Below are 24,367 nucleotides of genomic sequence, written 5' to 3' on the forward strand. Positions count from 1 at the left end.
ACAAGAAACATGCTGGCACCAAAGGCTCCGCAAACCGAGCCGCCAGCCACCGCCAATTCGCATGAAGGGATTTGGCGCATAAACACCCCACTACAGTCCGCCCCCGCTTGGGAGGCACCAGCCAATTGGAGAGAATTATGGCTCTGCACTACTCGAACGACCTTTCGAAAACTGCCTGCGGTCGCGCTGCGACTAGCTCGAACACCACGTCTGACACCCAAGGCGTTACCTGCAAGACCTGCCTTAAAGCTACTGCCGCCAGTCAGTGCAATACCCCGGTAGTCGAAAGTGAAAAGGTGGTCGATCACCGTGGGGCCAAGCGCGCCCCAGCGCCAGCTGAGCGCAAGAAAGGAGTGGCCTTCACTGAATGGCGGGCAGGCCTGAACGAAAACGAACGCCCGCCACGTGGGAAGCAGATCCGCAGCCAGCGCCGTGGGAGCAGCCTGCGGAACAAACGTGCCGCTGCCTGATAAATGAGCGCACTAAATCCCCAAATCCCGTAAAAGAGAGCGAGGTGGGCGAGGCAAAAGTCTCCCCACCTTGCTGCGTGACAGGGCAGCAACAAGACTTACAATCAACAATACTCACGCGAATGGCTGGATCAGCTTTGTCGCATTTCATGGCCGATATAGTCGAGCTTTCAGTACCACAGGAAGCGGACTCACCGGCCACCGAGTCAAAGGAGAATTTGAATGACAGTTGAACAGCGGCACAACGCTGCAATGGAAAAATTTTTCGCAGAGCATCCCCATCTGCTCGCTGAAATCCAATCAGTCAAACCAGCAGTAATCGAGGCCTGCGGCTTGACCGTTTCTGAGTACCGCGAACAACAGCGCTCTGTAGTCTTCTTTGAGGCAGCTCGCCGTCAGGGGCTGGACGTAACAGAGTTGGTGATTCGATTGGTCGCCACGTCGCCAGAGCAAGCCCAAGAGTGGCGACTTGATCACCAGCGCAAATTGGCTGAGGCACTTGGCATGGACTGGGATGAATATCGGACTCTGAACAGGATTGCTGATTAGGAATGGAAACTTCACCCCTCCCCAGCTTGAAACCTGGAGTACAACCACTCGATACGGGTGTCACGGACGACCTAAACCGAGCCGTCCAAGCAGTTGTCCGAAACAAATACCTGATGGATGTTGCGGTCGCAGACCATGGTGCAAGCATGCTGGCGCGTGATCTTCACGATGGCGCCCTTGGCCCGCATGAGCCTTTGCCCTTCCTCTGCCATATCCTCCCGTTCTACCGGGCCTGTGAGCGCGTTGACGATGGCACGCCGACGTATGAGTTCGCTCTAGTTCCGACCAGCAACACTCTCGGCTGTAGTTGGCGCTGGCGCCGCACAAGCCTCAGTGAGAGCGATCTGGAAAGTTGTCGCGACAAACTGACCGATTTCGTCGCGATGGCCGACGGCAAGGTCGATGATGCGACCTACGCGTGGGTGAAGCCGCTGGGCATCTTTGCGCCGTGCGAGGGAAAGAACCGAGTGGATTTTTTCCGTGAGGAAGGCATTGAATCCATTCCGGCGCGGGTCTTCGAATGGACGTACCCCGAAGCCAGCCGGATCGAAATCTATGATGTGAAAAAGGGCGGTTTCTCAGGGGTTTGGGCGGTGCTGGATGGCCGCTGGGTAGAACCTGTTCCAAACCCAACCTGGACGCTACCCCTATTGCGAGCCTATGGGGCGAAGACGGCAGAGCGTTGGCCTGCTAGTTTTCCAGAACCCGAACAGGTGCAACTCGCATTCTTCCAAAGACCCGGTACGACCTCCCCGCTTGGGAACCCAGACTTTGGTGAGGTGCCAGTTGCTGATCTGCATACCATCATGGCGATTCAAAACTTCAAGTCCCAGCCTGTGCGAATAGCACCAATTGAGTTGCGTCATGTGAAGATCGATCACCGCGTTTGGTTGTTTTCACTCGCTGCTGCGCTGATCGCATGTGTGCTGCTCGTCGCGTTGCCGTCCCAATGGACGAATGCGCGGGTGATTGCCGGGATTGCACTCGGCTCTGCTCTGGCTGTAGGCGTCACGCCCTACATGGTGCCATTCATGACCACCAAGCGTGGCGCATTGGCGAAGGGTTCGTTTTTACCCCTCTCACTGGCACCCAAGGCAGCGCATGAAAAAACGCGTCGATCCCTGGGATGACCCTCGATAGGGCGTGCATGTATTCGACCGAAACTTCACGCCCGCATAGACCCAAGCCTTCCCCCCTGTACAGCCGTAGCAATGACTGGAAAGTGAATACCTAATACAGGAGTTGAACACTTCCCTTCGATTCCTACCGTAGGTTGATGACACACGCGTTCGCATCCGCAGACTGGACACATCGCCAACTGCACCTCCTTGGATTGCACGCAGCGGCGCTACAGGAGAAGCTTGATTGGCTGTCACCACGGCTCCGACGAACGAAGGGGCCTTCAATGCTTGAGTCTTGCGCATGAACAATACCGCACAGAAAACCAGCCGTAGCGAAAGGCAAGCCGGGAAACCAGTAGCTCCAGTAGCGGAACAGCGCTTGCGAATCCTTACCGCGCTCACTCGTGCAGCAAGGGGATCGCTCCCCATGTCGGCGCTCGCCTATGCCGCGTTCCCCAACTACGAATTTCGAACCCCGCAGGGCGCGGCATTAGCAGTGTCCCGTACAGTGCGTGGACTCGAAGACGAAAAGCTTTTGATCGTGGCCACCTACGGCTTTCAGATCACCACTGCCGGTCGCGCTGTAATTGCCGCCCAGGACAGTGCAGTTCAAGAAATATTGGAGTAACCATGGATGCACAGATGATCGAGGTCGCTTTGAAGCGCGCCCTCACGGCCTACGGCGGCAAAGTGGATAAAGGTGGAAAGCCCTACATCCTCCACCCACTGCGGCTGATGGCAAAGCTGAATGACCCTATTGGGCAATGCGTAGCACTCCTGCATGACGTAATCGAGGACAGCGACACCACGGCAGATGATCTTCGGGCGGATGGATTCCCAGAATCGGTAGTCACCGCAGTTGAGGTTCTAACTCGGCGCCGGGGTGAAAGCTACGAAGCCTTCATTGACAGGGTGCGCGTGCATCCACTGGCTCGAAAGGTGAAGCTGCTGGACATTGAGGACAACCTCAATTTGCTACGGCTGAGTAGCGTCACCGAAAACGATTTACGTCGTGTAGAGAAGTACCACCGCGCCTGGATGCGATTGGACTCACCCGAGCGGCTTGTATCATCATAACCACCAGCTACAAATCCCCATCTTGGTATTTACTTCCACTTAGGATGACACTCATGAATTCCCACGTTAAGACCTTAGAAGCTACTGTCATTTATATATTCTTCTTGGGCATGGCTACAGGATCATTCGCACTGGCCGCAGCAGGGTACATTTTCGCCAATAAAGAAATGGGACTACTCTCCCTTGTGAACGCAGTTATTATTATCGGCGCTGGTTATCTGGGCGTTTCTTGCTACAAAAGCTTGCGCGAAAGTCTACTAGCTCTGGAGGCCGACCTTCCAGAAGCACCAGCCAAACAGGATATATCAAAGTAACGCGCAGTATTTTTATATACCCCGAATATATATTTAGTCAAACCTAAAAGACTCTTATTGAACCTCTCTGCAATCATGTTGCATAATGAGTGGAAGTCAACCAATAAGAGTATAAAAAATGACTAATGCTACATTCGCTATCAACCTTCTTATCGCATTCTCTGTCGTCTTGGCCGGAGGTTTCGCTTTCGCATTCGCAATCTCCTGGGCATTAAAATATCGAAACAAATTGCAGATGAAGAAGCTGCAAGATAAGTGGGATAACGACCCACTGAATAACCGATAAACAAGCCATGTGCCGGCCCGAAACCCACGGGCCGGTTTGACGATTCGACCCCGCACACACCTTGACTGCAATGACACAGGCTAACCGGGCAGATACTGGATGCATCAACCGAGATTGCCTCGGCCCAGTTACTGACAGGAGACGCACCATGCAGCAAGCATCAATCCTACCAGCCAGCACACACACTCCCCCTCACTATATCGTTGGAAGCTGGGGCCACCTGTTCGCAGGCGAGAAGTCTGAGCGCATGACCCGCATCGTGCTCGATGCGCACAGCCAAAAGCTGATCCACTTAAGTGTCCTTGCAAACCGTGCAGTCGAAGATTCGTATCGTGAGGGGAGCCGCGCCGAGGCTGCTGACGTAGAAGACTCACTGCTCAACGCAAATGGAGAGTTATTCGACAACCCTACCGATTACGGACTTGCTTCTGTGTCAGAGCTGCCTGCGTGGCTTACAGGAGGGTTCAGTATCAATGATGTTGTGTTCTACCGGCCTGATCCCTACGCCTACGGCGCCATCACAGTGAGCGCTGTAGGTGTGAAAATTGAAGGGTACTCTGCGCACCGTGAAATGGCGCTGCCTTTCATGGTAAGCGACCTTTACACTGCCGAGGCTCTGGGCAAAGAGTTGGAGGTATTGATCTTTGAAAGCACCGATGTTCTGAATCGTCGCGAGAAGATCGTCGCACGCATATCCGCGTTGCTGTCCGCTGCAAAGCTCTAACTCACACAAGGCCCAGCGCTGCCTTCAATCGCAGCGCTTTGACACACAATGGACGGCATCACGCATGAACAACAAACGTAGAAAGCGCATCGCTGAAATTTGTGCTCAGATCGAAACCCTCAAGGCACAACTCGAAAACGCCCACTCTCTCAAAGACGAGATTGAAGAACTCCAGGGTGAGGAACAGGAAAGCTTCGACAACCTCCCAGAGAGCTTGCAGCAAGGCGATAAAGGCCAAGCCATGGAGCAAGCAGTCGAAGCCCTGGAAGAAGCTGCTGATCAGCTTGAAGATGGGCTCTCCGCCGCCATCGACGCACTCGATGAGGTTCTGGCATCGCTTGGCAACTCATCTAATGGCTCTTGAGCCATAGCTCGTGGAGAATGCGCTATGAATGAAATCTTGGAGTGGACAGGAACAGCTTGCGGCATCGCTGGCGCAGCTCTGATCGCAAGCAATGTCAGGCTTTCCCCATGGGGTTGGTGGTTGTTTTTGGTCTCAAGCCTGACGCTGACCTGCTATGGGGTACTGGTTGAGGCATACGGCATAGCTTGCTTGCACATGTGCTTTGTGTTGACCAATGCAATTGGTCTTTACCGAGTCTGGCTGCCACACATGCGCCTGAGACGAAATGCACGCCGCACTATCCAGGTTTGATTCGTTTCCTCGATCTACTCGCCTTTCGGCCAGTGTTTGAGTACGAGCCCCTGAATGGCTTTCGTATTGCCTACCGGGATAAGGGTTGACCAGTACGTTGGGTGACCACCGCAAAGATCAGCGCTGTTATGACCAACCCACAGGTCTACCCGGTCGGAGTCCTTGTAACGTGACTCCCCGACAAAGATGTATTCCCCCTCACACATTCCCCCATCCGAAAAGCGCTTTAACCAAATTCGATCAGAATGTTCTGGCTCTTCGGCATCGTGCGGTTCTACTTCGACAACAGGGATACCATGCGCTACTAGCGCATCTGCAATTGCCTGAGTGCCTGCAAAAAGCTTGTTCACTACTGTTTCCTCAGATCACAGCATCTAACGTTGCGCCTGCGGCCAAAGCGCCCGCCGATTCAGGCAGTGCTGCCGAGACATGCGCAGATTACCGCCGCCATAGTGCATAGCAGCTCTCAATCGGCGGCAAGCCGCGCATCAAAACCGGCCACTTTTTCGTGGTGCCAGCTTTCACTGATTACAGATAATGGGTCGATCCCTTTTGCAACAAGCGTGTCAGCTAAAGCCCAGCCTGTAGCAAAAAGGTCAGAACAGTGATTAGGAATTGGCAATCGTAGGGGGCCGGCAGTTGCAACCATTTGCCGGGCAGCCATATTAGAAACTGGCTCTAGATCGGACTCGATCACGAGACCTCCACGCGTAGCTTGCGATGAAAAACCGTGACCATGACTTACCCGCGCATGCGCGGTTTTTTGCTACTCGAAGCCGTAAGCATTGAACCAAGGTGAGTGCAATCATGAAGCACAAGATTCCATACACCTCGCCAAGAGTGTCAGCCATTCAGCCGTTATCCTTGCTGAACGAAGTATCACAGCCCAGACCGCCAATGAGCCAGCCGAACTTCGGATCGGCTGCCGGCGTCGGTGCCATGTCAATTGTGCAGTTAGGCAGCCCCTTCACATGAGTAACGGCTGTTGCACTCAGAGCCTCACGCTTGATCAGGGTTACATTAACCTGCTCAGGCTTCACCCGGTAGAACGCGGCGATGAAGTGCGCTGCCGTTTTCTCCGGGCTCGGCGGCTCTTCATCCTGGGCGATAGCAGGCAAGGCGAATGCTGATGCGAGGCAGAAACTCGCGACGAGGTTTAATTTCAAAGTCATTTCCCTTGTTCGGTGTTGGCACTTTTATCTGCCCAGTGAATAAGCTTCGGCTGCAAGGCCGAGACCTGCTGCAATTGCGGCAGGAGTGGTATTCAGAATAACGGCATCGCCCTCTGTATCCACTGGCTTGCAGATATCAACCAAAGTCGATTTCGGCATCGGCGGGCACCTCGAAGGTCTGCCCGCAGCCGTCGCAATTAAAAGTGCCCCCACGCGGATCATTCAAGAATCCCGTGACTGGGCTCGTACAATGAGGGCAGTCGATGTGCGTGATGAATGCTCGGATGATGATTGGCTCACTCAAGGCAGGCTCTCCTGAAGATTTGCTCCAGATTGCCTAACGACAGCAAGTAGTCGCAACCGAATGCAGCGCAGTTGCCCAATCACGCCCGATCTTTGGCTTTGACGCACCGTGAGCACTGTTTGAGCGCTTCGCTCATCGGCTGCAACGAATCGGCATCAAGGACTCTCCCGCAGAGGCTGGTTGCCACAGCTTCTTCAACGCGGAAGAAGTGTGCGGTGCCCGCTCTATTCAATCGATCAGTGAACCAGCCTGTTGGTAGAGCGGCCAAGTCGAAATGGGCTCCAGCATAAGCAGAGTTGCAAGACCAAACTGATTTGCCGTCCTTGAAGAACTCGGCGTCGCTTCCCTTGATCACCACCCTGGCGCGAGGCCACACTGAGGAATGGCCGTTACTCATCGCTGCAAGCACGGATTTATCGCGGCACGTAGCTAGGTACTGACCGTCGCTCAAAGGCTTCTCTTTTCTACTCAAACCTCACGTACTCCGGTATGCGTCTCCCCCACGGGCACGACCCCTGCGCGATCAATCTTCGCAGCGCTGTACTGGGTTTCACTGTCCCCGGCCCCAGCCAGAACATATGCACGCTGGCACGCTACATCCTGATCGAAATAAAGCTCGCCTGGACAGAACAGCCATTGGGCATCATCTGCGGATTTCATGATTACAGCGAAAGCGGGAGCAAGACTTGCTGCCACCTTCCTGTCAGCCCGGAAGTCGAGGATCGGGTTTGAGGCATTCTCAGTTTGAATGGCACGACACAAGTCCAGCAAAGCTTCGCGGACTTTAGGTGACCGTCCTCCCCCGCTGAAAGGCGTGCAGAACTCCACGTCTGCCATTTCGCCCTCATGGGTGATGACTGCAAGAGAAACGTCAGAGTCGCCATCTAGGATCAGGCGCAATCGGCCTTGGCCCATATCATCCGGGCGTTCAAAAAACTCACCGAGCGGCAGTGCAGCAGCTTTACCGCCAGACTGCTGAGCCAGCAGCTCACGTGCAGCCTCGATGACCTGCTTTCCGTAGAAGTCCTCACCAAACTGGCCGCCCTCTGTCAGCTCATACTGGCTGGCTTCATCGATAGCAATACCGGTTATCAGCGCCATGCTTCAATCCCCGTGTGTGATGATGACCGGGATAGCCCCCGGTAGTTTGTTATTCATGAGCCATACCAGCTTCGAGTGGCCCTGGTGGCACACCAACATAATCGCCCGTTGCAACCAGCAATGCGTCAGCCACCCCAGGCTTGCTATCTCGTATAGCACCTAACTCACCTAGCTGGTGCAGAAGGTCGTCGTAGAAGGCATCCGCTTCGTGATAGGGAACCTCAAATTGGAGGCCGATGAAGTCCACCCCATTGTCAGCGTTAGGCGCCAGCCAGTGAAGCGACAGAGGATCAGTCGTGAACACTGAACCTGGGAAAACCCCATGCTCGGTATGCTTGTGATTCGGCAGTAGTTGGGCGTAACGGTGATCGGCTTTCACCGCAAGCGTGACAAAGACCAAACCTTCAAAATCAGGATCTGCGTGAGGCCATGCCTCACGGCAGTAAATCCAGCACGATGCCTTGTTTAGAGGCGCCGGCAAATCGCTGAGACCGGAAGAGCATATCTCAACGCCGCGCTGAGTCCCCGCCAGTACATCAGCAGGGATACTCAGGTCGGATAGCCCAGGCCACTCTAAATGGGCCAATCGGGGAAATTGCTGAATAGGCATGCTCATTTGCCCGGCACCAGCAGCGCCTTTGCCTTCTGCCGCATTGCCTTACGGTGCATTGACTGGCCCTTGCTCTTGGCTTCTTTCTCACTGTCAGCGAGCACGCTGTAGACCGAACACAGTTCGTAATCAGTGCAATCCGGCTTCCCGCCTGTAGACCAACTGCCGTTGGGGAACCGAGCTACAGTCCAGAGTCGTTCTTTCATGAGGCGCTACCTTTGGAAATCAGAGGGCAATGCCCGGTACACGAGGTGATTGTACGGCTGCTGGTGCAGGATTCATCTGTTGGTGCCCCCGAGGCTCCAACCACTGGCAGTAGGGCTTGCCGCCTACATTCTGGCAGTTGGGAACGATGTACACAGGCTCATAGCGGATAGGCTGTACGCTGGTGGTTACTGGATCAGGAAGCTGGACTACCTGCCCGGCGCAACCGGTGAGCACAGCAATGGTTGAAGCTGCGGCAAGCAGCAGAGCGCAAGAGTGTTTCATAAGGAATCGCCTCAGTCTCATATTGATGCGATCAGAGTGCCCGAGGAAGCCTTGTGTCACTTTGGGGTGGGTAAAAGTCGTCAAGACCAAGGCTAGGATTTGAAGCGCCCTGCTATCAACTGGCTGTGACCAACTCGTAGCCACCGCGCTTTCCATTGAAGCGCTCGCGCTTGGCTTTCGTGACCTTGCCAGCGCACTCAATCTTGACCTTGCCAGATTCCTCACAGAACCCCACAACCGTCACGCGACGTTCAAAGCGCGGATCAACCTCGCGCCAGGTCTGACCTACTTCAATGCTCATGACCCCTATTCTCCCGCTCCGCATTTCGGCTGTGCAAAAAAAGGGGCGCCAGATCCAGACGCCCCTACCGTGATCAAGCAGCCAAGCAATTACCGCCTGAACCGTGGTTTCGGTGGCGCTTCGTGGACAGGCTGTTTCGCTTCCAATTTCCCAAGGTGGTATTCCTCGGCGCTGAGCAGCATTGGCGCCCACTCCAGGTACTTGGCCCGTGTTCTTGGATCGATGAAGAACTGGCGGAAATCCCCGAGCTTGTAAGCGCTCACGTTGAACAGCTTGTCGAGCGGCAATTTGATCGTTGCCCTCAGCATATAGTCTTGGGTGCGAGACTCTTTCAACCAGCCGAAGGTTGCTGTTTTACTTCGAGGCGCCCAAGCAGCAGGGATGGCGAGACGACCTGGGCCGGGGTCACCATGAGGGCGGAGGGTTTTGTAGTAATACTTTCTGTCTTCGGGAATGCGCCACGCATTTCTAGTTCTCTCGTTCTCGCGTTCAGCCTCGCGCACTGTCCACTCGTAATCTTGACCGAAGAACACAGAATCGGCTGTCGCTTGCGCATTGCACTTTTCGATGTAGGCGGCGATATCGGGAGCCTCGCCCCAGTGCAGCACCATCGAGTTGTCGTAGATCAACTCGACTGACGCAGCAAAAGAAACCGGGTTCCACATTTGAACCGGAAGGTGTGGCAGCAGAGTCTCGGTACGGTCAAAAAGGCCCTGAACAACGAGAGCGATTCGGTTGTATTCCTTAATCTCGCTCTGAATTTTCTCCATACCCAGATCGAAAAAGGTACTTGAATCATCAAAAGGATACCAATCACTTTTGTCAAAGCTTCCACTGTAGCGGTGAGGGTTTGAGCCCCACCAGCTTCGCTTCGGGTTCGCAGCTTCCCACTGCTCTTGGGGGTTGTCTTTCTCCCATTGCACTTTCAGCTTGTGAACTCGCTCTTGCTCCGCAACAACGGTGTCGTATTCGCGCTTTGGCATAAATGCCTTAACTTCGCGCTGCCCCCACAACTTCATCATCATCGGCTCGGAAGGATCGTAGACAGTGCGCTCCGGGAACATGTGCTCGCCGAAATCCTGATCAGTGCAAACCCGATACAAGTTCTCCCCATTGCGTATGATGAGGTAGGTGAACTTGTCAGCATCACGCTCCGTTATTTCCACAAATGCGCTCAGTCCTTGACCAGATCGATCCTTCTCAGTGCGACGTACACGCATGGACACCATGCAGCGGGGGAAGGGCAGAATGCGATTGCGATTAACAGGCTTCGCTAGCCACTTGTCGAAGGCGCCCATACCGTCGAATTCCATGCCACCGGACTCATAGTCCAGAAGGCATTCTTCATCGCAGTAGAGGCGACGCTGCATAATGCGGAGCTTTTCATCCCGCGCTGCTGGCTGGCCTTCGGACAAGGTGAAGATCGTTTCCAGCAGGCCCGAATAGAGTTTGATGCTGAAAATCCGATCCTCGATCTTTTCGACCGACTCTTTCATGGGGCCGAGCTTGGCCTTCATAGGCATTGAGGTGGCGCACATCCACCGGGCCAGTTCCTCGGAAATTTTCTCGGTCTTCTTGAACAGCGCCGGCAGCGTTTCCTTCTTCGCCAGGATCAGGGCCTTTTCGAAGGCAGCCACATCCACCTGTCCAGAAAGAACAGCCAAAGCTTTGCCATCTGCTTCGGTACTGGTGTGCTGAGCCAACTGGGGAGCAATGCCGAGGCTTTCGGTGAGGCTCTGGATTTCGGCCATGTTGTCGATAAGAGCCTGCTGATGCTTAGCGATCATCTGCTGGATAATCTGATCTGCGTTTGGCTCGAATCGCAATTCCTTGTCGAATTTATCTCGATGCACGCGCGCAGTGTGATAACTACGTCCTTCTGGCGCATGCAGCTTCAAGTAATTGGTGCCTCGATCCATTACGCACATGAGCACAGGCTCATCACCTTCCTCGCCGTACCAGTACCACTGGCCCAAATCGGCTTTTTGGAATTCAGTGATGACACGCTCCACTTCGACGATAGGGATAACGACTGGCTCAAAACCCTTCGACATAACAGCTCCAGTTCTTAAACGGTGGGTGGTCAGTGCAGACTGCCCCAGTAATTTATGTGTCATCGCAGCAGCCAAAAATTCCTCACGGCCAAAGCCGGGGATTCGCGAGGAATTGGCGAGCGCTGATCAGGATTGCTCTCTTGCCATGCAACCGTGCAATGAAGCACGTCCAACGTTTGTCGGCATGCGCATCAGTGCCTTTCGGCCAGGACTGCTGCTTCGACAATAGGGGTCAACTCAAGGGTGCGGCTCATAGTTCGTTCACTATGTTGGTGTCCACGGCCTTCGGGCTTTCGGCGGCGCTCGGATAAAACCGGGACAGACTACGAGCAACCCCGCTCTTGGCACGCAGCCGCCTGAGATTGAGGTGGAATAGCCCCTTGTTTGCGCCTCTACGCACATAGGCTTCCGGTGTAGGAATACCCATAACCAGATGGTCATGCAAAGCGGCTATGACGGTTTTACTGTGGATCGAGGTGTCCCCCAAAAGCAATTCAAAATGCTCTTCGGGCACTTCGCCGGGCGGCAACTCAATCACAGATTCATACCCATAGGGCACGAGTATGGGATGAAGCCACCACCAACCCATTCCTTGCCCATTTCTCCAGGGATCAGGGGTATTTCCATCGTCTCAAAAACAGGCCGAGCACCGATGCACTCCTGCACGTAGAGAACGGTGAATTCGTATCCCATGCTTTGCGCGATTTCCGCCACCTCGTTCACGCTGATGAACTTGGTGGTGCGCAGTTCGTACTCATACCGCGACCAGCCGTGACCATTCACAAGGCGAGGTTTCTGGCCGGCGTCGGCGTGAATCTCGAAAACGCGGCGAAGAACGCTATCTCGGGCGGTTTGATTATCTTTGAAGTCGAGGTAGCAGAGCAGCGAAGCTCCGTCATACCAGCCCATCTTGATTTGGAAGCCTTGTCGCCAGTTGACCCAGGTGAGGCTGGATGTGACCTTGAGGTTCCATTTAGGGAGCTGATCGATAGCGGCTTTAAGAAGTTCAACAGGAACCATTGGGCAATCCATGATGGGAACGTAATGCGCTCAGTGTAGGGAAAACCGCATACCGCTCAAGCGAAGTCTTCGATTTCCAGCGAACTCGTCAAACCCCACTTTGGGCATTAAGGGGCGCCGGGGGAACAGCCTGTGTGGTCACAGGTGAGCTTGCACATCGGCGTCGTTCAATTCGTCGATGGCCACCATAGCTTCCGCGACCCGTAACCGAAGCTGGTCTACAGAAGATTCACTCATGCTTTTTGGGATTGCGTGAACAGCGTCAGCGAGCCGGTATACGGACTCAGGGCGGCTGCATACCAATTTGAGCATGGGAATCCCCGTGCGAAGCATTTCGCCAGCTAGTTCCACAATGTCCTCGTAAGGTAATTGAAGCTTGGCCAGGGCGAGGTTTAGACGCTGGTCTAGATCCTGTTGTGCTGATAGATGGTTGCTGTTGGTAAGCACGGTTTGTCCTTGCGATCAGTCTCCTACTTTGACCACCGTGGCGGTAAACGCATTCGCGCTCAACCGAACCCCATGCAGTTTGTTTGCGCCTGCGCTCCAAGCGCCAGCAAAAGGTATGATTGACGCTCCCAATCTAGAAGAACACTTCATGCCTGTAGTCATGATTGATGGTGTCGAATACGTGCCCAAGGCAGAAATACATCCACTGGACGATGAGCGCCTAACCCAGGCCGTCGCACAGCTGGTCTCGATCCTGTATTTCGACCAGTCCAGTAAGGCCATCGCCCACGCTTGGGAGGTGCTGCGCACCCTTGCACCAGAAGTTGCTGAGTTGGTTGCCTCAGACCCGAGTGCTGCGTACAGGCGCTTCCATCCGACGAGTTGAATCTCTTTTGGATTCCCAAGCTGGGGTTTGAAGAGTTGAGTTCTCTTCGCTTCAAGCTGCGATGACACAACTCAACAGGCTTGATGATGAGCCATCCCAATCAGAGGAAGGCTCATCATGAAAGACTTGCTGAACAGCATCACCAACGGCAGCACCATGCTTGATGGTTATCGCTTCGACCGCGAGCAATTCCGCGCCGGCCATGCATGGACGCGTTCTCTTCTTTCCGGCGCGATCAGCTGCGGTCTCACCGTTGTCGGCGTCTACACCGGCTACCTCGCTACGGACGCACAATTCGCCTCCGCGCTCGGCGCCCAAGCACTCAACTTCAAGCTTGCTGCTGGCGCTGTTCTATCCAGCTTGCTGGGATATTCGCTTCGCGACCTGTTCCACTCGGTGACCCGCGATGTACGCACGCAAATGCGCGTTGCGCGTGCAAACAGCTGGCTGATCAAAGGGACTGCGAACACCCACGACTTCACTTCTCACATCCACATGCAGCAAACACCGCTGAACATGGTTCGGTTTGTTGAAATGGACGGCGGCATCCGCGTCTATGCAATTGCCAAGCACCCGGAGACGCAAGGCCCAATCCTCATTGACGCTATGCTGTTTGACGAGGATTACCCAGCCCTTGCCACCTACTACACCCACGAGGCCGACATTCGCAGCACGTTGCATGAGGCCTGCGGCGAGTGGAGTGACAATGTTGCCAGCGACTTGGGCATTCAACTCACCTCGACCATCCTGGGACAGCAGGAACCCACGCCACAGTCTCTTACAATGACGGATATCGTTCTGCCGGATGATTTCGACCAGGAGTTAAGCCATGGGATTGATGCTGACGAGTCGCTGACCTTTGGTCGAGCTTCTGCTCCGGCCCCACGCAGCCGAGGTGAAGCTTTGCGGGCAGCCGCAAACGTTCCTGCCGCAGCTGTAGCCCACTGACACAAGGAAGACCACCATGCTGCCAAGCCACATGCTTCGAATGGTCAAAATCTGCGTAAGCGGTGACTATTTTGATCCAGCTGTTCGAGAGAAGATCAAACGCCAGTGCATCCCAATACTGAGCAAACATCGCCGTGAGGTATTGGCGGGTAGCTACTCCGGGCGGCAGTCGCGCCCTACAGGCTTTGCCAGCAAAATGCTGGCTGACGCCAAGCTAATCCGGCGCACGCTTATGCACGCGCATCAGCATTTGATGAAAGCCGAGCCGATCACTAACGTGGTTTCATTTAACTCAGCATCGCGGCGACGCAGCGTTGCCGCTGCCGCCTCTGCATAGGAATCTGGACATATGCTCTTCAAGCGATTCAAGTATGAATCTCCACCTGCACAGGGGCTTTATTGGCTGTATTTCTCCTACGCAGAGACAGACTGCGATGCTGACGCTGAGGGGCGCACAGTTGGCTGGCACACCGGTTCTGAGTTGTCAGAAGTGACACTGGCTTATTTAGACCCTACGCCCTGCGATGGGCTCGCCTTCAAAGTGGTTAAGGTTGATAACGGGCTCCCAGGCTTGGACTTGGATCAATCGATAATCAAGGGCTTTCTTGAAGCTTTGCCGCCGGAACTCCCGGAACACCGGAAAGACGGGGCGTGGCGTGTTCATCAGGTGCCCCAAGGTGAATTATTTGTTGAACTCACGGGCTTCCACTGGGTGGCGTTCAAGCGAGGTGATGGCTTGCGACACGTAACCCTGGCCAATGCGCAGGAGGCGGATAACCAACCTGTTCCGGGCTTTGAAAATCCGTATAACACCTACGACCCATTAATTGAGTTGGAAGTTGGAGACGTGATTACACACGTCATGCCTTTATCCCAGCCAGTCGAGCCAGTCGCAATCGAGCCCGCTCCCGCTGAACCAGTCGCACTGGTGACAATACCAGCCTCCGTACTGGCCGGGCTGTACGCTGTATCGAGCGGAAAAGTGTCGCACGTCCTCAACGGGATGTGCCCGGACACCGTTGAAGGCTTCGAAGTCCGGGATGATGAGTGCCCAGCTTGCATCGAGCTGATCAAAGCCGACGCAGCGCTGAAAGTCGCCGGCATGCAGAGGCCTTTGCTCCCTCCCGTAGACACATCAAGCTCTGAGGCATAGATAGCAAAGAATGGGGACTGTATGATTCGGCCCAAATCAGTCCCCACTTGCGTCGAGACCTCTATCGGATGGCCCCAGCCCGTTTGCCGTTCTGGCTCCCTATCGTGGCCCCGACCCTTCCAAACGAACATCTTTGCAAAGTGCTTGGCATATCAGGCGCCAGCAAAGTTGCATCGCTGCGAATGCGTTATGGGCTAGCGCCTTTCCACCACGACCCACGTGGCCCTCTGGCCATCAACTGGATTAGCCTGCTCGGACTAATAGAGGACGAGACCTTGGCTGAGTTGGTTAGTCAAAGATTTGCAGTCCCGATCACGCCCCACCTGGTGAGGTATATGCGTGACGATCTTGGGCGCCCCTCTTACACGACCCGCAAGCGCAAGCTTGATCCCCAGGTTCGGGCTTTGATTGGTCAGTACAGCACCACCAACATCGCGGACGGTTGGGATATCGACCAAGCTCCCCTTGAGGCCTACCGCCAACTCGCCGGCATCACCTCGACCAATCAAGACTTCGACGCGGTAGAACCGGGGCAACGCTGGCCGCAGGCATGGATCAAGTTGTTCCACCAGCACACCAACGTCCAGGTTTCTCGCAAAACCGGATTCGGGATTGATCAGGTGCGGGCTAAGCGTAAAGCGCTCGGTATCAAAGCACCCACGGCAAGGACGTACTGGAAGGTCGTGGATGCTTGCGAGCTAGACCAGACTTCTGACTTTGAATTAGCTGTTCGATACGGCGGGCCGGCAGCCGACTACGCTGCTCAGCGATTGTCCCTTGCTTTGCAAAATGAAGACGTGGCCGAGCAACTGATTGCGCAGCAAAGGCTGCCGCATTCGCTTGAACACTTTCTGGACGCAATGCCAACTCAACGGCTTGCCAAAATAACTGGCCTGAGTATGTATGCGCTTAAAAAGCAGAGAGAGGCAACCGGACGCGGTGGATACTCACCTCTGCCTCGCGAGGCCGATGGGCTTTTTGCGACCATGCGTGATTCAGAAATTGCCGCCCGGTTTAACGTGCCAGTGGCTACTGTGCGATACCGTAGACGAAAACTGAGCAAGCCTTGATTTGAATGAGGCGCCCCCTGCAAATCCGTTGGTAACTGAAACGAGGAAGGCAATTACTGTGCAGTATGTCTTGGTGTCGATCCATGAGACTTCACTGATTGGTAATGCGACTCCGCCTTGCTGAGTGCTGTAGCGAATTCCCGGCTTACGAACTCAGCCTCGCCACCATCCGCAACGATCAATGCCTTTGTGAACGGGCTACGGACTACGGTTTGGAAGCCGTTTTCGCGAGTCGATTCTGACACTTCGCCTTCCAGCAAACAGATGATGCCGCTTTCAGATAAAGGCGTGCCCTCGACCCGGTACACGTCTACCTGCCGACGCACATTGTGATCAGCTGGGTTTTGGAATTCACCGAACGCCTTGTTCTGCACGCAGTATTGCTGGCGCAACTGTTTGCTCACTACCCTCAAACTCGGCGGAGGGATTTCTACTGTTGCAGTCTCAGGGGTAACCGAAGCGCGCCCTACACCACCCCCTATCGCGAAAGCAGCCGCCAAGCCTAGGGCGTAAGCAACGGTGTGTTTAGAAATCCAAGTAGCCACTTCAAGTTTTCCTTAAGTCAATGAATGCGCTCGGGAGTAGGCGCTTGTGGTTTCATCGGAGGCGCTAGCAGCCCCCACAGTCCGACGCGCACAAGACCTATCGGAGTCGGCTCACACCTACTCCAGAACGCACGAATGCACCTTATCCAGATTCGTTCGTTTATTCATCTGCACTTTGTGCAATTCCTTGGGCGCATAACCCAACGCACATGATGATAACGGCTATCAGCGTCCAATCATCTACCCAGCGAAGATGACACGCATCATTGGGTCGTATTCTTGGTAGACCGATTAAGGAGACCTCCATGGATAAAGCAACAATTACCCTTCGAGCGATTGAGGCCGGCAAGCAGTTACTGGGACGCGAGATAGTGATCCAGTCCAGCGCGGATTTCACGCCCGCAGGAAAGCGAGTGGTGCGTGTAGTGCGTCATGCAAGAAGCGGTCGCCGGACTGCCGCGCAATTACGTTGGTATGTGGGGGGAAATACGTTTCGCTCGCTTGCTTTGACCAACGAGAATCTAGAACTCTCTAACGCCTGGAAAGCGTCTGATCCGCGCTTGGCCGCAGGTTTCTAGCCGTAAGGTCTTAGTTCCGGTAAGGTCGCCCTGGTGCGACCAACTCTAATTGGCCATCATCAGTATCGGAGCTTTGAAGCGAGCTATGTCAGTTCACATTGGCGAATCTAACCGTCGGCATGACTGCCGCGTCAAAGCTTCACGAAACACACACGATCTACAGACACCCCGCTACCTTGATCGTCCTCACCACTCACGCGTGGGACTGGGAAAGTTTCGATGCCCTGCGATGACACAGGAAGTACGCGGCGAAGATGGGTGCATCCCAACTCAACCGGAGACACGTTGAATGAACAACCTCAAACTCGCATCCGCACTCGCTGCATGCCTCGTTATGACTGGCTGCGCCACCAACCCCGAAACGGGCAATTTTGAAGTTACACGAACCGGCGTCGGTTTGGCCGTCGGCACTGTGGGCGGTGCGTTGGTAGGTGCGGCACTTGGTGACGGCTCTGCCGTGATCAAGGGTGCCATGCTGGGTGCAGCTGCTGGCGGTGGTGCTGGTTACTTGTGGGATAAACGCCACAAGGAAATGCAAGCCGAACTCGCGGCTACTGAACTCCAGGTGGAGCAAGCTCGCATCGCGGATGGACAGCAGGTGTTGGTTGTTAGCGCCCAATCCGATGTGTTCTTCAAGGTCGGTTCCTCCGACATTGCACCCGAGGCGTACCCATCGCTAAGCAAGCTGGCGGAATCCTTGAAAGGCCAACCCTACAAAATTGGCATCACCGGTCACACGGACAGTTCCGGCTCTCCTGACCTGAACAACCGCCTCAGCTTCGACCGCGCACGCTCCGTTGCCGCGTACCTCACCGCTGCCGGCGTTCCTTACCAGACGATGTATGTTCGCGGTGCAGGCAGCAAAGAACCGAAAGTCAGCAACGACTCTGCTCAAGGGCGCTCAGAAAACCGACGTGTCGAGTTTGTCCTGAGCAATGACACACCCAAGACCGCAACTCGTTGATGCGCCTCGTCCTGCTAATGCCAGCCATGGTGCTAGAGGTACTGCTGCTGGCTATCAGCTGGGTGATAGCAGGAAAATATCCGGGTGGTGCGCAACGCATATCAAGCTGGGCCTCAAAGAATTTGCCTGCCCTGGACTGGTATCTAGGCGCAGCTCCGATGAACGATAAGGTGGACAAATAATGCAAACCAGCGGTGAAATCGAGGTGAAGGTGTTTGGTGGGTTGTTGCTGTTCGCAGCAATGGCGGTCATGGCACTGGCCGGCATTGCGGAAGTTACTGGCTTCACATTCTGGGAAGTGGCCGATCACGCCCGAGCGCTGCTGTTCGGCCCGGTGCTGTTATTGATTGTCTGGGTGATTGAGAAGTTCGAAGTGCCGCTGCCAATTCGCCTTGAGAACACGTGGCCGATCATCCTTGGCGCAGTATGGATCGGCATCCACACCCTTATCGTGATGAAAGCTGAAAGCGAAGTTACAGTGGGGATGGGGCTCGGCGAGTATTACTCAGATGGCTGGGTGGATCTGCCTTGGTACGCAGGCAAAGCATGCCTGTTCTTAGTCTTCGCCGGCATAGTGATCGCAGGGTATGTGGTGCGTAGCAAGCGCAATCGGAACTACTGGTAAACGGCGTCAATAGACCGGCTTCGTCCGGCCAGTTGAAACAGCCTAGTAATCAAAAAAGGGCAGCCGCTGGGCTGCCCTTTTTGCGTTTTCCATTCTTCACAGACCGCAGTTGCTACCTCGCTTAGCTCCTGCTACTGGCGACCTATGTGTCGTCACGGCCCTGCGACGATCCAATGCCAGCTGCATACACAGATCACTCAGGAGCGTGTTGTTCAACGAAGTGAGGTCTGTTCGCTGATGCTTGAGGAAAGCATCCAGGTCATTCAGCCTGTAGTTGCTCAGCGTTACCAATCCATCCCGCAGCGCACCTGCTGGCGTCCAGTAAGGGACGCGACGAACAATCATCACCCCGGCAGCTGCGAGAGATATTGCCATTCCCCAACTCGAAGCAGATGACGCCGCCCCCATAGCTTTCAATACTCCTGCCGCACCCAGGGCAAGGGCAGCGCAGAGCAACAATGCTTGCAGCTGTCGAATGGTTTTGGCGAAGCCAAGGCTCCCCAAGATTCGCATATACGGATCGCTCGTCAGCTCAACCCGCTTTGGCTGAGCGTTGACCAGCTGGAGAAGCCGCCGAGTAAATTCGCTTTGATCCATACATACCATCCTGTTGATATTGCTCAATCAGCCCATGATACAGGTCGCCTGAAATCCCATCTTCTGATGTCAGTGCATTTAGCTCAAGGGTTCCATTTCTAGGAATTGAGCATTCTTCTCAAGTTCGGTGTGACACACGTCCACCCCTGCGACGATTCAAATACCCCAGCAGATGCTTGTAACTGCATGGGGTTGGAATGCACGCGTTTCATCATTTCCATAACATCGAGCGAGGATTAAAAAGGATAGAAGAATGACCGACTTGAATTGGCACAGCTTACTGCTGTTGGCTCTCGGCCTGACACTCGTTGTCGTCGAGATTTTCTCTTTTACCTTCAAGCTTCTGGTGCTGGGGATTGCCGCTTTGCTCATGTCGCTAGCGTGCTACTTCTGGCCCGTCCCAGACTGGGGGTTGGTGATCTTCGGCGTTGGGGCTGCCGTTGCCCAAGCGGTCGTAGCGCGGCGGTTTCCCAGAGTGGCAGGCGTACCAGCCGGCGATGTGATTGGTGCTTACGGTTTCGTGACAGGCGTAGCCGTCAGGGATGGGATTACCTATGCGGTGATCACCTTCTCAAAGCCCATCGGTGGGCATGAACTTTGGAAAGTAAAACAAACTGAGCCTCTCTTGAATCAGCGCCGTGCGCGGGTCATGAAGGTCAACGACGACTCGACTGTGACAGTCGAAATAGAAGGGGTAGCTGTAAAATGAATTTCTTGGATTCTGTACCTGTTGTACCACTCGTCATGCTCTTTCTGGCAGTCCTTTGTATCTCGATGGCCGTTCGGATCGTAGACCAGACCGACGCCTTGATCGTGGCGCGAATCGGGAAATACCATCGCACCCTGCGTTCAGGGCTGAACTTCATTATTCCGTTCGTTGATCGCGTGGTGGCAACGACTTCCAGCAAGGACATTATCCTCGCATTGGGCAAGGTGGACGCCATTAGCAAGGACAATGCTGTCGTTCTCGCTGACGCGTTGATCGTGATTCGTGTTACTGAGCCCGACAAGGCGATCTTCGGGGTAGATAACTACGAGCGCTCAACTGTGCTGCTTGCAGCCGCAGCCTTGCGCTCGAAGCTGGGCTCCTTGAGTCTCGATGAGGCTTTGACGAGTCGCGATGAGATCAAGGTCAACATTCAGGAATCCATCCGCACAGAGTTGGAAGACTGGGGCATCCTGCTTCGCAGCGTCGAGATTCAGGAAATCACCCCGAGCGACAGCATGTTGAAGGCCATGGAGGCACAAGCCGCCGCAGAACGTGAACGGAAGGCTGCTGTTACCCGCGCCGAGGGCGAGAAAACGGCAGTAACTCTTCATGCGGATGCTCAGCGTTACTCCGCCGACCAGGACGCAAAAGGCCGACTCGATGCCGCCAAGTCCGATGCTGCTGCACAGGTGGAATTGGCCCAGGCCACTGCGGAAGCAGTCGAGAAAGTCGGCAAGGCATTGAAGGACAACCCGGAAGCTGCGCAGTACATGCTTGGTGAGAAATTCATCGAGTCGTACAGCCGGCTTGCAGAGTCGGGCAACTCGAAAATCGTGGCGTTGCCAAACGATTTCATGGCCGGCGTCGCCTCGCTGCTTAAAGGAGCTGCTTCGAAAGCCTGATCCATTAGCCGGCGCTCAGATGAGAGCCGGCCACTCCCCTCCCCTCCGCCACGACAGCACCCATTCAGCCGCTCCATTGCCAACCAACCTGCTCCCGGATTTTGGGAGTCGAGCATTCGCCGTTGGTCTCGATGACACAGCAACTCCCGATGCGAACATAGCTGCATCAATCAAGTGGAGTCTGCCCCATGACCACCAAGAACCCTGCGTTGCATATGGCTTCCTTCTGCGTGAAGAAGCTTGCCGAGCGTGACATTCAAGCCACCATTGTTTGCAACGAATCGACCGACGGAGAAGTCGTGCTACAGGTTCCTGCCTTGGAATTGAATGAAGAGCTGAGCCAGTGTGCCGTTTACCGTCTTGTCAGTGAGCTGCTGGAAGATCATGACGGTGACGGGCTGCAACTCACAAACCCAATTACAGGCGATCAGGGGGGCGTCTTCTGCTACCACCCAGACACGTTCATGCCATCGGGCGATGGTGCCGATGTTGAGTATTGGCCGGGCGAAGCCGGCGCTTCGTTCAGCTGGGCTGACCTGATGAAGGATTCGACTGCATGGTGTGAAGGGTGGCCGATTCCCTTCTCGGAAATGGTGGGCCAGCGTGTCGGCTTTCTTGCATCGCTGTTCATGGCCAAGCCTGTTTCGCTGCCGCGATATCGCGCTTCCTGATCCGGCTTTCTTCGAATCCTGGAAAAGGATTCGGGGAGTTGTTCTGATCAACGATGACACGAGAGTTATGAGCTGATCATAGCTGCATCACAAATCAATAGGTGCAGCCATGAAACACATGACCGAAAGCGAAGTCATCAGCGAAGTCCTCCAGAAGCTCGCGGCTGAGGGTATCGAGGCCGTGATGGTCAAGCGGCCAGACGAGGACGAAGAGGACGGCGACCTGATCGACGTTCTCAGTGTTCCCGCGTGGGAGTTAGCCGATGGCCAACTCTGCCGCAAAGCCTTCTATGGATTCATTCATGCCAAGCTCGCCAGCCGCCCAACTAAGGGGCTCGTGGCTTCTGTACCCGGCGTCAACTACTGCGACGTTTACGGTTACTACCCTGTCGCTGTTGAAGATGGCCGGGTACTGGATTGCTGGGATTTAAACGTGCTTTCTACCGACTCAGGGGTCGAAGGTTTTAGCTGGCAAGAAATGGTTGAAGCCGACGATTCCGCGTGGTGGGAAGGCTGGGACGTACCAACTGAGCTGGGATACCTGCCAAGGCGCGTTGCCAATCTGTACATGCTCATGAACTACGAAATCGTTGATCTTCCCCCTGTCCTGCCGTTAAGTGAGCAGGAACTGATCGAGGCGCTGAAAAGCGGGAAGCACCGTGACGGGTTGTTCTGCCACGGCACCGACTTGAACGACCGTTGGACACTACGGCTGAGTGAACGCGAGTCATTGGTGCTCCACAAACAGAGCGACGGCAGTCTTACTCCTATCGACCAAACCCACATCGACAGCAAGGGGCGCTTAGCGCTCGATGGCCAAGTGCTGATGCATCGCTGCTGGGATTTTTAAACAGTAGTGCCCCGCCTAGAGCGGGCGGGGCACTGCAAATAGAGGTAGTACCATGCCCGCCGCCACAGATTCCTCAGCAGACCCAAAATGTCAGCTCCAAAGCTATATCGAAGCAAACGGAGCCGATATCGCCCTGCGAGGGAAAAGCTACCGATTCGATAACGTCCGTATTGAAGTCGGTCTGGGAGGGTTTGCTGACGCCCATACTGTCCGCGCCAAATACCTCGCTATGCAGACGAGGGGAACCGTCATTGGCCGTCCAGGCGCAGAGCCGTGGGTGATCATGCGTACCTCGGGCGGTGGCGCCGTACTCGCAAAGTTCGCTCTTTACCAAGGGAAAATCCTGGAGCTGGCTTGAGTGCGCTGCGCCGCGGCTATTCCCAATTCCAAAGTTTGGTGACCAGCCTCCGGCGCCGACCGGCGATGACACATCACATTCCGGTGGACGATTGAAGTCGTCCAACTAGGAAGCAGAGATATGCTTTTCACAAAATCCCGTAAGGGCGACCTCAAAGCAGGAGCCCGCTTTGCTTATCAAGGCAGCAACTACCGCCTAAACAGCTTCCTGTGTGAGGTATCGGCAGAGCCCCAAGTAGACCCGTGGCTCAGCGACCTTTTTGCAGAATGGGAAGCAGAAGAAGCGGCAAAAGTGCCGATAGGCATGCGGAGAATCAAGCTTCGGTACTGCCTCCCCGAAGAGGCCGAATTCGTCACTGGGAGCGGAGTATGCGGTTGCATAGCACCGATTGATGAAGTTGAGCTGGATGGGATGGTGGAGTGGAGCGAGTCAGAACTCGCAGAACACCATGAGCGCGCCTTGGCCAAGGGCCGAGAGGGCGCCCGCTCAGCGACCATTATTCGCCCAATAACCACTGCCAAGGAGCCGCGTAGTGATCAGCCATGAGATTCAGTTCAGCTTGTTCTTTACCGCACCCCCGCTCACCAATTGCAAAGAAACCCTTGAGTTGATGCGCCCTCACAAGTGGGCCGGTGGCGCCGTCTGCGAGTTGCCACTCGTTTCAATCGAGCTGGCGCCGCATGCTGGGAAATGGATGTGGTACTCAAGCCTCAGCTCCAGGAACGGTTCTGCGCAAACCGCAAAGGCATTGCCTAAATGGGGCAAGTTTGCCGAAACGAAGCGTGAAGCGCTGCTCCGTGGAGTTGATGACGTGCTGAGCTTCCAATGGCGTGCAACAGCAGACGAACGGTGCCGTATTGCCGCATGGCTTGGAGAACAAGTCTCCAGAGGCTGCGAGTAAAGACTTCGAGTTGAGTCGAAGGCGATATACCCCACCGGTATGCTCGGCTCCCAAAGTGCGGGCTTAGCATCTTTGCGGAAACGGTCTCTGACACGGGACTTATTGATTCACGGTAAGCCTCCCTCACCAAACCTCTGGACACCGCTTTCATGACACTTTCACTACCCTCGCTCGACCTTGGCGGCATCTTGATTGTCGGCGCCGTTTGCCTCGCCCTAGGCACGGCCATAGGCGCGGCTGCTACCGTAGCTGTTATGAACCGCCGTAAAGGTTGCAGTTGCCCCGGCGACTAACCGCCTCCTGTTCGCAGGACGCCGACACTCAGGAGTGCGTTCAGCGCCGATACAGTCAAATCGCACATTGAACCCTCTTGGAGTCAGTCCAGGAGGGAATCTAAGGCTACTCGACGCTCACCGC

General features: G+C 55.0%; 38 protein-coding genes. 24 read left to right on the plus strand and 14 right to left on the minus strand.

Translation table 11 applies throughout. The annotated features are described in order from the left end of the window. Positions 1 to 137 precede the first annotated feature (137 nt). The 9 genes from QOM10_RS30410 (at position 138) to QOM10_RS30450 (ending at position 5,196) form a co-directional block, all read left to right on the plus strand. Complete coding sequence (locus QOM10_RS30410) at positions 138 to 470, plus strand: hypothetical protein (RefSeq protein WP_316918551.1); 333 nt, start codon at positions 138 to 140, stop codon at positions 468 to 470. 222 nt (positions 471 to 692) lie between these two features. After that, the gene (locus QOM10_RS30415; RefSeq protein ID WP_057451256.1) at positions 693 to 1,019 is read left to right on the plus strand and encodes a DUF6388 family protein; all 327 of its coding nucleotides are present in this window, start codon (positions 693 to 695) and stop codon (positions 1,017 to 1,019) included. A gap of 146 nt (positions 1,020 to 1,165) precedes the next feature. After that, positions 1,166 to 2,149 (plus strand): hypothetical protein, encoded by a 984-nt coding sequence (locus tag QOM10_RS30420; protein WP_316918552.1) that lies wholly within the window; start codon positions 1,166 to 1,168, stop codon positions 2,147 to 2,149. 292 nt (positions 2,150 to 2,441) lie between these two features. Continuing rightward, positions 2,442 to 2,768: a hypothetical protein gene (locus QOM10_RS30425; RefSeq protein ID WP_057451255.1), complete on the plus strand. Its 327-nt coding sequence runs from the start codon at positions 2,442 to 2,444 to the stop codon at positions 2,766 to 2,768. A gap of 2 nt (positions 2,769 to 2,770) precedes the next feature. Next, entirely contained in the window at positions 2,771 to 3,217 is a 447-nt protein-coding gene (locus QOM10_RS30430; protein WP_316918553.1) for a GTP pyrophosphokinase, read from the plus strand. Positions 3,218 to 3,270: 53 nt separating this feature from the next. Then, positions 3,271 to 3,531: a hypothetical protein gene (locus tag QOM10_RS30435; protein ID WP_316918409.1), complete on the plus strand. Its 261-nt coding sequence runs from the start codon at positions 3,271 to 3,273 to the stop codon at positions 3,529 to 3,531. A 434-nt stretch (positions 3,532 to 3,965) separates the two neighbouring features. After that, on the plus strand, positions 3,966 to 4,541 hold the full coding sequence (locus QOM10_RS30440; protein WP_316918410.1) for a hypothetical protein: 576 nt from the start codon (positions 3,966 to 3,968) through the stop codon (positions 4,539 to 4,541). 64 nt (positions 4,542 to 4,605) lie between these two features. Further along, positions 4,606 to 4,905 (plus strand): hypothetical protein, encoded by a 300-nt coding sequence (locus QOM10_RS30445; RefSeq protein WP_316918411.1) that lies wholly within the window; start codon positions 4,606 to 4,608, stop codon positions 4,903 to 4,905. 24 nt (positions 4,906 to 4,929) lie between these two features. Continuing rightward, positions 4,930 to 5,196 (plus strand): hypothetical protein, encoded by a 267-nt coding sequence (locus tag QOM10_RS30450; protein ID WP_316918412.1) that lies wholly within the window; start codon positions 4,930 to 4,932, stop codon positions 5,194 to 5,196. Positions 5,197 to 5,210: 14 nt separating this feature from the next. Here the strand turns inward: QOM10_RS30450 and QOM10_RS30455 are convergent, their stop codons facing one another. From QOM10_RS30455 to QOM10_RS30510, 12 genes are all read right to left on the minus strand, one after another. Further along, the gene (locus tag QOM10_RS30455) at positions 5,211 to 5,546 is read right to left on the minus strand and encodes a hypothetical protein (protein WP_316918413.1); all 336 of its coding nucleotides are present in this window, start codon (positions 5,544 to 5,546) and stop codon (positions 5,211 to 5,213) included. Between the two features lie 116 nt (positions 5,547 to 5,662). Further along, positions 5,663 to 5,893 (minus strand): hypothetical protein, encoded by a 231-nt coding sequence (locus tag QOM10_RS30460; RefSeq protein WP_316918414.1) that lies wholly within the window; start codon positions 5,891 to 5,893, stop codon positions 5,663 to 5,665. A gap of 154 nt (positions 5,894 to 6,047) precedes the next feature. Beyond that, positions 6,048 to 6,368 carry a hypothetical protein gene (locus tag QOM10_RS30465; RefSeq protein ID WP_316918415.1) on the minus strand — a complete coding sequence of 107 codons (321 nt, stop codon included), beginning with the start codon at positions 6,366 to 6,368 and terminating at the stop codon, positions 6,048 to 6,050. Between the two features lie 383 nt (positions 6,369 to 6,751). Next, a complete protein-coding gene (locus tag QOM10_RS30470; RefSeq protein ID WP_205420308.1) occupies positions 6,752 to 7,123 on the minus strand; it encodes a hypothetical protein in 372 nt (123 codons plus the stop codon). A 17-nt stretch (positions 7,124 to 7,140) separates the two neighbouring features. Further along, positions 7,141 to 7,773, minus strand: a complete 633-nt coding sequence (locus QOM10_RS30475; RefSeq protein WP_234821194.1) for a hypothetical protein — start codon at positions 7,771 to 7,773, stop codon at positions 7,141 to 7,143. A 49-nt stretch (positions 7,774 to 7,822) separates the two neighbouring features. Then, positions 7,823 to 8,389 carry a hypothetical protein gene (locus QOM10_RS30480; RefSeq protein WP_316918416.1) on the minus strand — a complete coding sequence of 189 codons (567 nt, stop codon included), beginning with the start codon at positions 8,387 to 8,389 and terminating at the stop codon, positions 7,823 to 7,825. After that, complete coding sequence (locus tag QOM10_RS30485) at positions 8,386 to 8,589, minus strand: hypothetical protein (RefSeq protein ID WP_057451248.1); 204 nt, start codon at positions 8,587 to 8,589, stop codon at positions 8,386 to 8,388. Before QOM10_RS30485 ends, QOM10_RS30480 begins: the two co-directional genes overlap by 4 nt. A gap of 398 nt (positions 8,590 to 8,987) precedes the next feature. Beyond that, positions 8,988 to 9,173, minus strand: a complete 186-nt coding sequence (locus QOM10_RS30490; protein ID WP_057451247.1) for a hypothetical protein — start codon at positions 9,171 to 9,173, stop codon at positions 8,988 to 8,990. A gap of 89 nt (positions 9,174 to 9,262) precedes the next feature. Then, complete coding sequence (locus tag QOM10_RS30495) at positions 9,263 to 11,227, minus strand: hypothetical protein (RefSeq protein WP_316918417.1); 1,965 nt, start codon at positions 11,225 to 11,227, stop codon at positions 9,263 to 9,265. A gap of 250 nt (positions 11,228 to 11,477) precedes the next feature. Beyond that, positions 11,478 to 11,765, minus strand: a complete 288-nt coding sequence (locus QOM10_RS30500; protein ID WP_234821193.1) for an adhesin biosynthesis transcription regulatory family protein — start codon at positions 11,763 to 11,765, stop codon at positions 11,478 to 11,480. Beyond that, a complete protein-coding gene (locus tag QOM10_RS30505) occupies positions 11,762 to 12,247 on the minus strand; it encodes a hypothetical protein (RefSeq protein ID WP_316918418.1) in 486 nt (161 codons plus the stop codon). The genes QOM10_RS30500 and QOM10_RS30505 overlap by 4 nt, the downstream gene beginning before the upstream one ends. A 138-nt stretch (positions 12,248 to 12,385) precedes the next feature. Continuing rightward, entirely contained in the window at positions 12,386 to 12,694 is a 309-nt protein-coding gene (locus tag QOM10_RS30510; RefSeq protein WP_057451243.1) for a hypothetical protein, read from the minus strand. 115 nt (positions 12,695 to 12,809) lie between these two features. On the opposite strand from QOM10_RS30510, the gene QOM10_RS30515 reads away from it, so the two are divergent. From QOM10_RS30515 to QOM10_RS30535, 5 genes are all read left to right on the plus strand, one after another. Next, positions 12,810 to 13,079, plus strand: coding sequence for a hypothetical protein (locus tag QOM10_RS30515; RefSeq protein WP_316918419.1), 270 nt, complete (start codon positions 12,810 to 12,812; stop codon positions 13,077 to 13,079). 117 nt (positions 13,080 to 13,196) lie between these two features. Continuing rightward, the gene (locus tag QOM10_RS30520; RefSeq protein ID WP_116892953.1) at positions 13,197 to 14,027 is read left to right on the plus strand and encodes a hypothetical protein; all 831 of its coding nucleotides are present in this window, start codon (positions 13,197 to 13,199) and stop codon (positions 14,025 to 14,027) included. A 16-nt stretch (positions 14,028 to 14,043) separates the two neighbouring features. Next, a complete protein-coding gene (locus tag QOM10_RS30525) occupies positions 14,044 to 14,364 on the plus strand; it encodes a hypothetical protein (RefSeq protein ID WP_101165514.1) in 321 nt (106 codons plus the stop codon). 12 nt (positions 14,365 to 14,376) lie between these two features. Then, a complete protein-coding gene (locus tag QOM10_RS30530) occupies positions 14,377 to 15,180 on the plus strand; it encodes a hypothetical protein (protein ID WP_316918420.1) in 804 nt (267 codons plus the stop codon). A gap of 335 nt (positions 15,181 to 15,515) precedes the next feature. Further along, positions 15,516 to 16,250, plus strand: coding sequence for a hypothetical protein (locus QOM10_RS30535; RefSeq protein ID WP_316918421.1), 735 nt, complete (start codon positions 15,516 to 15,518; stop codon positions 16,248 to 16,250). A gap of 53 nt (positions 16,251 to 16,303) precedes the next feature. Here QOM10_RS30535 and QOM10_RS30540 read toward each other — a convergent pair whose 3' ends face one another. Continuing rightward, positions 16,304 to 16,795, minus strand: a complete 492-nt coding sequence (locus tag QOM10_RS30540; RefSeq protein ID WP_316918422.1) for a hypothetical protein — start codon at positions 16,793 to 16,795, stop codon at positions 16,304 to 16,306. Between the two features lie 305 nt (positions 16,796 to 17,100). Between QOM10_RS30540 and QOM10_RS30545 the strand changes: the two genes are divergently transcribed. From QOM10_RS30545 to QOM10_RS30555, 3 genes are all read left to right on the plus strand, one after another. Beyond that, positions 17,101 to 17,373, plus strand: a complete 273-nt coding sequence (locus tag QOM10_RS30545; RefSeq protein ID WP_316918423.1) for a hypothetical protein — start codon at positions 17,101 to 17,103, stop codon at positions 17,371 to 17,373. Positions 17,374 to 17,662: 289 nt separating this feature from the next. Continuing rightward, positions 17,663 to 18,337, plus strand: coding sequence for an OmpA family protein (locus QOM10_RS30550; RefSeq protein ID WP_316918424.1), 675 nt, complete (start codon positions 17,663 to 17,665; stop codon positions 18,335 to 18,337). A 181-nt stretch (positions 18,338 to 18,518) separates the two neighbouring features. Beyond that, positions 18,519 to 18,962: a hypothetical protein gene (locus QOM10_RS30555; protein WP_316918425.1), complete on the plus strand. Its 444-nt coding sequence runs from the start codon at positions 18,519 to 18,521 to the stop codon at positions 18,960 to 18,962. Between the two features lie 96 nt (positions 18,963 to 19,058). On the opposite strand, the gene QOM10_RS30560 is transcribed toward QOM10_RS30555, so the two are convergent. Beyond that, positions 19,059 to 19,559, minus strand: a complete 501-nt coding sequence (locus tag QOM10_RS30560; RefSeq protein ID WP_316918426.1) for a hypothetical protein — start codon at positions 19,557 to 19,559, stop codon at positions 19,059 to 19,061. 253 nt (positions 19,560 to 19,812) lie between these two features. Between QOM10_RS30560 and QOM10_RS30565 the strand changes: the two genes are divergently transcribed. The 7 genes from QOM10_RS30565 to QOM10_RS30595 all read left to right on the plus strand — a co-directional run bounded on the left by QOM10_RS30565 (position 19,813) and on the right by QOM10_RS30595 (position 23,950). After that, entirely contained in the window at positions 19,813 to 20,268 is a 456-nt protein-coding gene (locus QOM10_RS30565; protein ID WP_316918427.1) for a hypothetical protein, read from the plus strand. Continuing rightward, positions 20,265 to 21,170, plus strand: coding sequence for an SPFH domain-containing protein (locus QOM10_RS30570; RefSeq protein WP_101166168.1), 906 nt, complete (start codon positions 20,265 to 20,267; stop codon positions 21,168 to 21,170). The genes QOM10_RS30565 and QOM10_RS30570 overlap by 4 nt, the downstream gene beginning before the upstream one ends. Before the next feature lie 188 nt (positions 21,171 to 21,358). Continuing rightward, positions 21,359 to 21,841, plus strand: a complete 483-nt coding sequence (locus QOM10_RS30575; RefSeq protein WP_101166170.1) for a hypothetical protein — start codon at positions 21,359 to 21,361, stop codon at positions 21,839 to 21,841. Between the two features lie 109 nt (positions 21,842 to 21,950). Beyond that, the gene (locus QOM10_RS30580) at positions 21,951 to 22,691 is read left to right on the plus strand and encodes a hypothetical protein (RefSeq protein WP_133125596.1); all 741 of its coding nucleotides are present in this window, start codon (positions 21,951 to 21,953) and stop codon (positions 22,689 to 22,691) included. A gap of 52 nt (positions 22,692 to 22,743) precedes the next feature. Continuing rightward, entirely contained in the window at positions 22,744 to 23,049 is a 306-nt protein-coding gene (locus QOM10_RS30585; RefSeq protein WP_101166174.1) for a hypothetical protein, read from the plus strand. A 120-nt stretch (positions 23,050 to 23,169) separates the two neighbouring features. Next, positions 23,170 to 23,595 carry a hypothetical protein gene (locus QOM10_RS30590; protein WP_057451226.1) on the plus strand — a complete coding sequence of 142 codons (426 nt, stop codon included), beginning with the start codon at positions 23,170 to 23,172 and terminating at the stop codon, positions 23,593 to 23,595. Next, positions 23,582 to 23,950: a hypothetical protein gene (locus QOM10_RS30595; protein ID WP_101166176.1), complete on the plus strand. Its 369-nt coding sequence runs from the start codon at positions 23,582 to 23,584 to the stop codon at positions 23,948 to 23,950. Before QOM10_RS30590 ends, QOM10_RS30595 begins: the two co-directional genes overlap by 14 nt. Positions 23,951 to 24,367: the final 417 nt, after the last annotated feature.

The organism is Pseudomonas sp. P108, assembly GCF_032613195.1.
Classification (GTDB): Bacteria; Pseudomonadota; Gammaproteobacteria; order Pseudomonadales; family Pseudomonadaceae; genus Aquipseudomonas.

What these genes read in the sequence shown, in the direction of transcription:
- QOM10_RS30590 (WP_057451226.1), top strand. Translation starts at nt 23,170, where the DNA reads ATGCTTTTCACAAAATCCCGTAAGGGCGACCTCAAAGCAGGAGCCCGC.
- QOM10_RS30410 (WP_316918551.1), top strand. Translation starts at nt 138, where the DNA reads ATGGCTCTGCACTACTCGAACGACCTTTCGAAAACTGCCTGCGGTCGC.
- QOM10_RS30415 (WP_057451256.1), top strand. Translation starts at nt 693, where the DNA reads ATGACAGTTGAACAGCGGCACAACGCTGCAATGGAAAAATTTTTCGCA.
- QOM10_RS30435 (WP_316918409.1), top strand. Translation starts at nt 3,271, where the DNA reads ATGAATTCCCACGTTAAGACCTTAGAAGCTACTGTCATTTATATATTC.
- QOM10_RS30420 (WP_316918552.1), top strand. Translation starts at nt 1,166, where the DNA reads ATGCTGGCGCGTGATCTTCACGATGGCGCCCTTGGCCCGCATGAGCCT.
- QOM10_RS30485 (WP_057451248.1), bottom strand. Translation starts at nt 8,589, where the DNA reads ATGAAAGAACGACTCTGGACTGTAGCTCGGTTCCCCAACGGCAGTTGG.
- QOM10_RS30575 (WP_101166170.1), top strand. Translation starts at nt 21,359, where the DNA reads ATGACCACCAAGAACCCTGCGTTGCATATGGCTTCCTTCTGCGTGAAG.
- QOM10_RS30465 (WP_316918415.1), bottom strand. Translation starts at nt 6,368, where the DNA reads ATGACTTTGAAATTAAACCTCGTCGCGAGTTTCTGCCTCGCATCAGCA.
- QOM10_RS30570 (WP_101166168.1), top strand. Translation starts at nt 20,265, where the DNA reads ATGAATTTCTTGGATTCTGTACCTGTTGTACCACTCGTCATGCTCTTT.
- QOM10_RS30475 (WP_234821194.1), bottom strand. Translation starts at nt 7,773, where the DNA reads ATGGCGCTGATAACCGGTATTGCTATCGATGAAGCCAGCCAGTATGAG.
- QOM10_RS30440 (WP_316918410.1), top strand. Translation starts at nt 3,966, where the DNA reads ATGCAGCAAGCATCAATCCTACCAGCCAGCACACACACTCCCCCTCAC.
- QOM10_RS30425 (WP_057451255.1), top strand. Translation starts at nt 2,442, where the DNA reads ATGAACAATACCGCACAGAAAACCAGCCGTAGCGAAAGGCAAGCCGGG.
- QOM10_RS30555 (WP_316918425.1), top strand. Translation starts at nt 18,519, where the DNA reads ATGCAAACCAGCGGTGAAATCGAGGTGAAGGTGTTTGGTGGGTTGTTG.
- QOM10_RS30515 (WP_316918419.1), top strand. Translation starts at nt 12,810, where the DNA reads ATGATTGACGCTCCCAATCTAGAAGAACACTTCATGCCTGTAGTCATG.
- QOM10_RS30565 (WP_316918427.1), top strand. Translation starts at nt 19,813, where the DNA reads ATGACCGACTTGAATTGGCACAGCTTACTGCTGTTGGCTCTCGGCCTG.
- QOM10_RS30560 (WP_316918426.1), bottom strand. Translation starts at nt 19,559, where the DNA reads ATGGATCAAAGCGAATTTACTCGGCGGCTTCTCCAGCTGGTCAACGCT.
- QOM10_RS30430 (WP_316918553.1), top strand. Translation starts at nt 2,771, where the DNA reads ATGGATGCACAGATGATCGAGGTCGCTTTGAAGCGCGCCCTCACGGCC.
- QOM10_RS30550 (WP_316918424.1), top strand. Translation starts at nt 17,663, where the DNA reads ATGAACAACCTCAAACTCGCATCCGCACTCGCTGCATGCCTCGTTATG.
- QOM10_RS30580 (WP_133125596.1), top strand. Translation starts at nt 21,951, where the DNA reads ATGAAACACATGACCGAAAGCGAAGTCATCAGCGAAGTCCTCCAGAAG.
- QOM10_RS30450 (WP_316918412.1), top strand. Translation starts at nt 4,930, where the DNA reads ATGAATGAAATCTTGGAGTGGACAGGAACAGCTTGCGGCATCGCTGGC.
- QOM10_RS30525 (WP_101165514.1), top strand. Translation starts at nt 14,044, where the DNA reads ATGCTGCCAAGCCACATGCTTCGAATGGTCAAAATCTGCGTAAGCGGT.
- QOM10_RS30490 (WP_057451247.1), bottom strand. Translation starts at nt 9,173, where the DNA reads ATGAGCATTGAAGTAGGTCAGACCTGGCGCGAGGTTGATCCGCGCTTT.
- QOM10_RS30480 (WP_316918416.1), bottom strand. Translation starts at nt 8,389, where the DNA reads ATGAGCATGCCTATTCAGCAATTTCCCCGATTGGCCCATTTAGAGTGG.
- QOM10_RS30445 (WP_316918411.1), top strand. Translation starts at nt 4,606, where the DNA reads ATGAACAACAAACGTAGAAAGCGCATCGCTGAAATTTGTGCTCAGATC.
- QOM10_RS30495 (WP_316918417.1), bottom strand. Translation starts at nt 11,227, where the DNA reads ATGTCGAAGGGTTTTGAGCCAGTCGTTATCCCTATCGTCGAAGTGGAG.
- QOM10_RS30535 (WP_316918421.1), top strand. Translation starts at nt 15,516, where the DNA reads ATGCGTGACGATCTTGGGCGCCCCTCTTACACGACCCGCAAGCGCAAG.
- QOM10_RS30585 (WP_101166174.1), top strand. Translation starts at nt 22,744, where the DNA reads ATGCCCGCCGCCACAGATTCCTCAGCAGACCCAAAATGTCAGCTCCAA.
- QOM10_RS30505 (WP_316918418.1), bottom strand. Translation starts at nt 12,247, where the DNA reads ATGGTTCCTGTTGAACTTCTTAAAGCCGCTATCGATCAGCTCCCTAAA.
- QOM10_RS30520 (WP_116892953.1), top strand. Translation starts at nt 13,197, where the DNA reads ATGAAAGACTTGCTGAACAGCATCACCAACGGCAGCACCATGCTTGAT.
- QOM10_RS30530 (WP_316918420.1), top strand. Translation starts at nt 14,377, where the DNA reads ATGCTCTTCAAGCGATTCAAGTATGAATCTCCACCTGCACAGGGGCTT.
- QOM10_RS30545 (WP_316918423.1), top strand. Translation starts at nt 17,101, where the DNA reads ATGGATAAAGCAACAATTACCCTTCGAGCGATTGAGGCCGGCAAGCAG.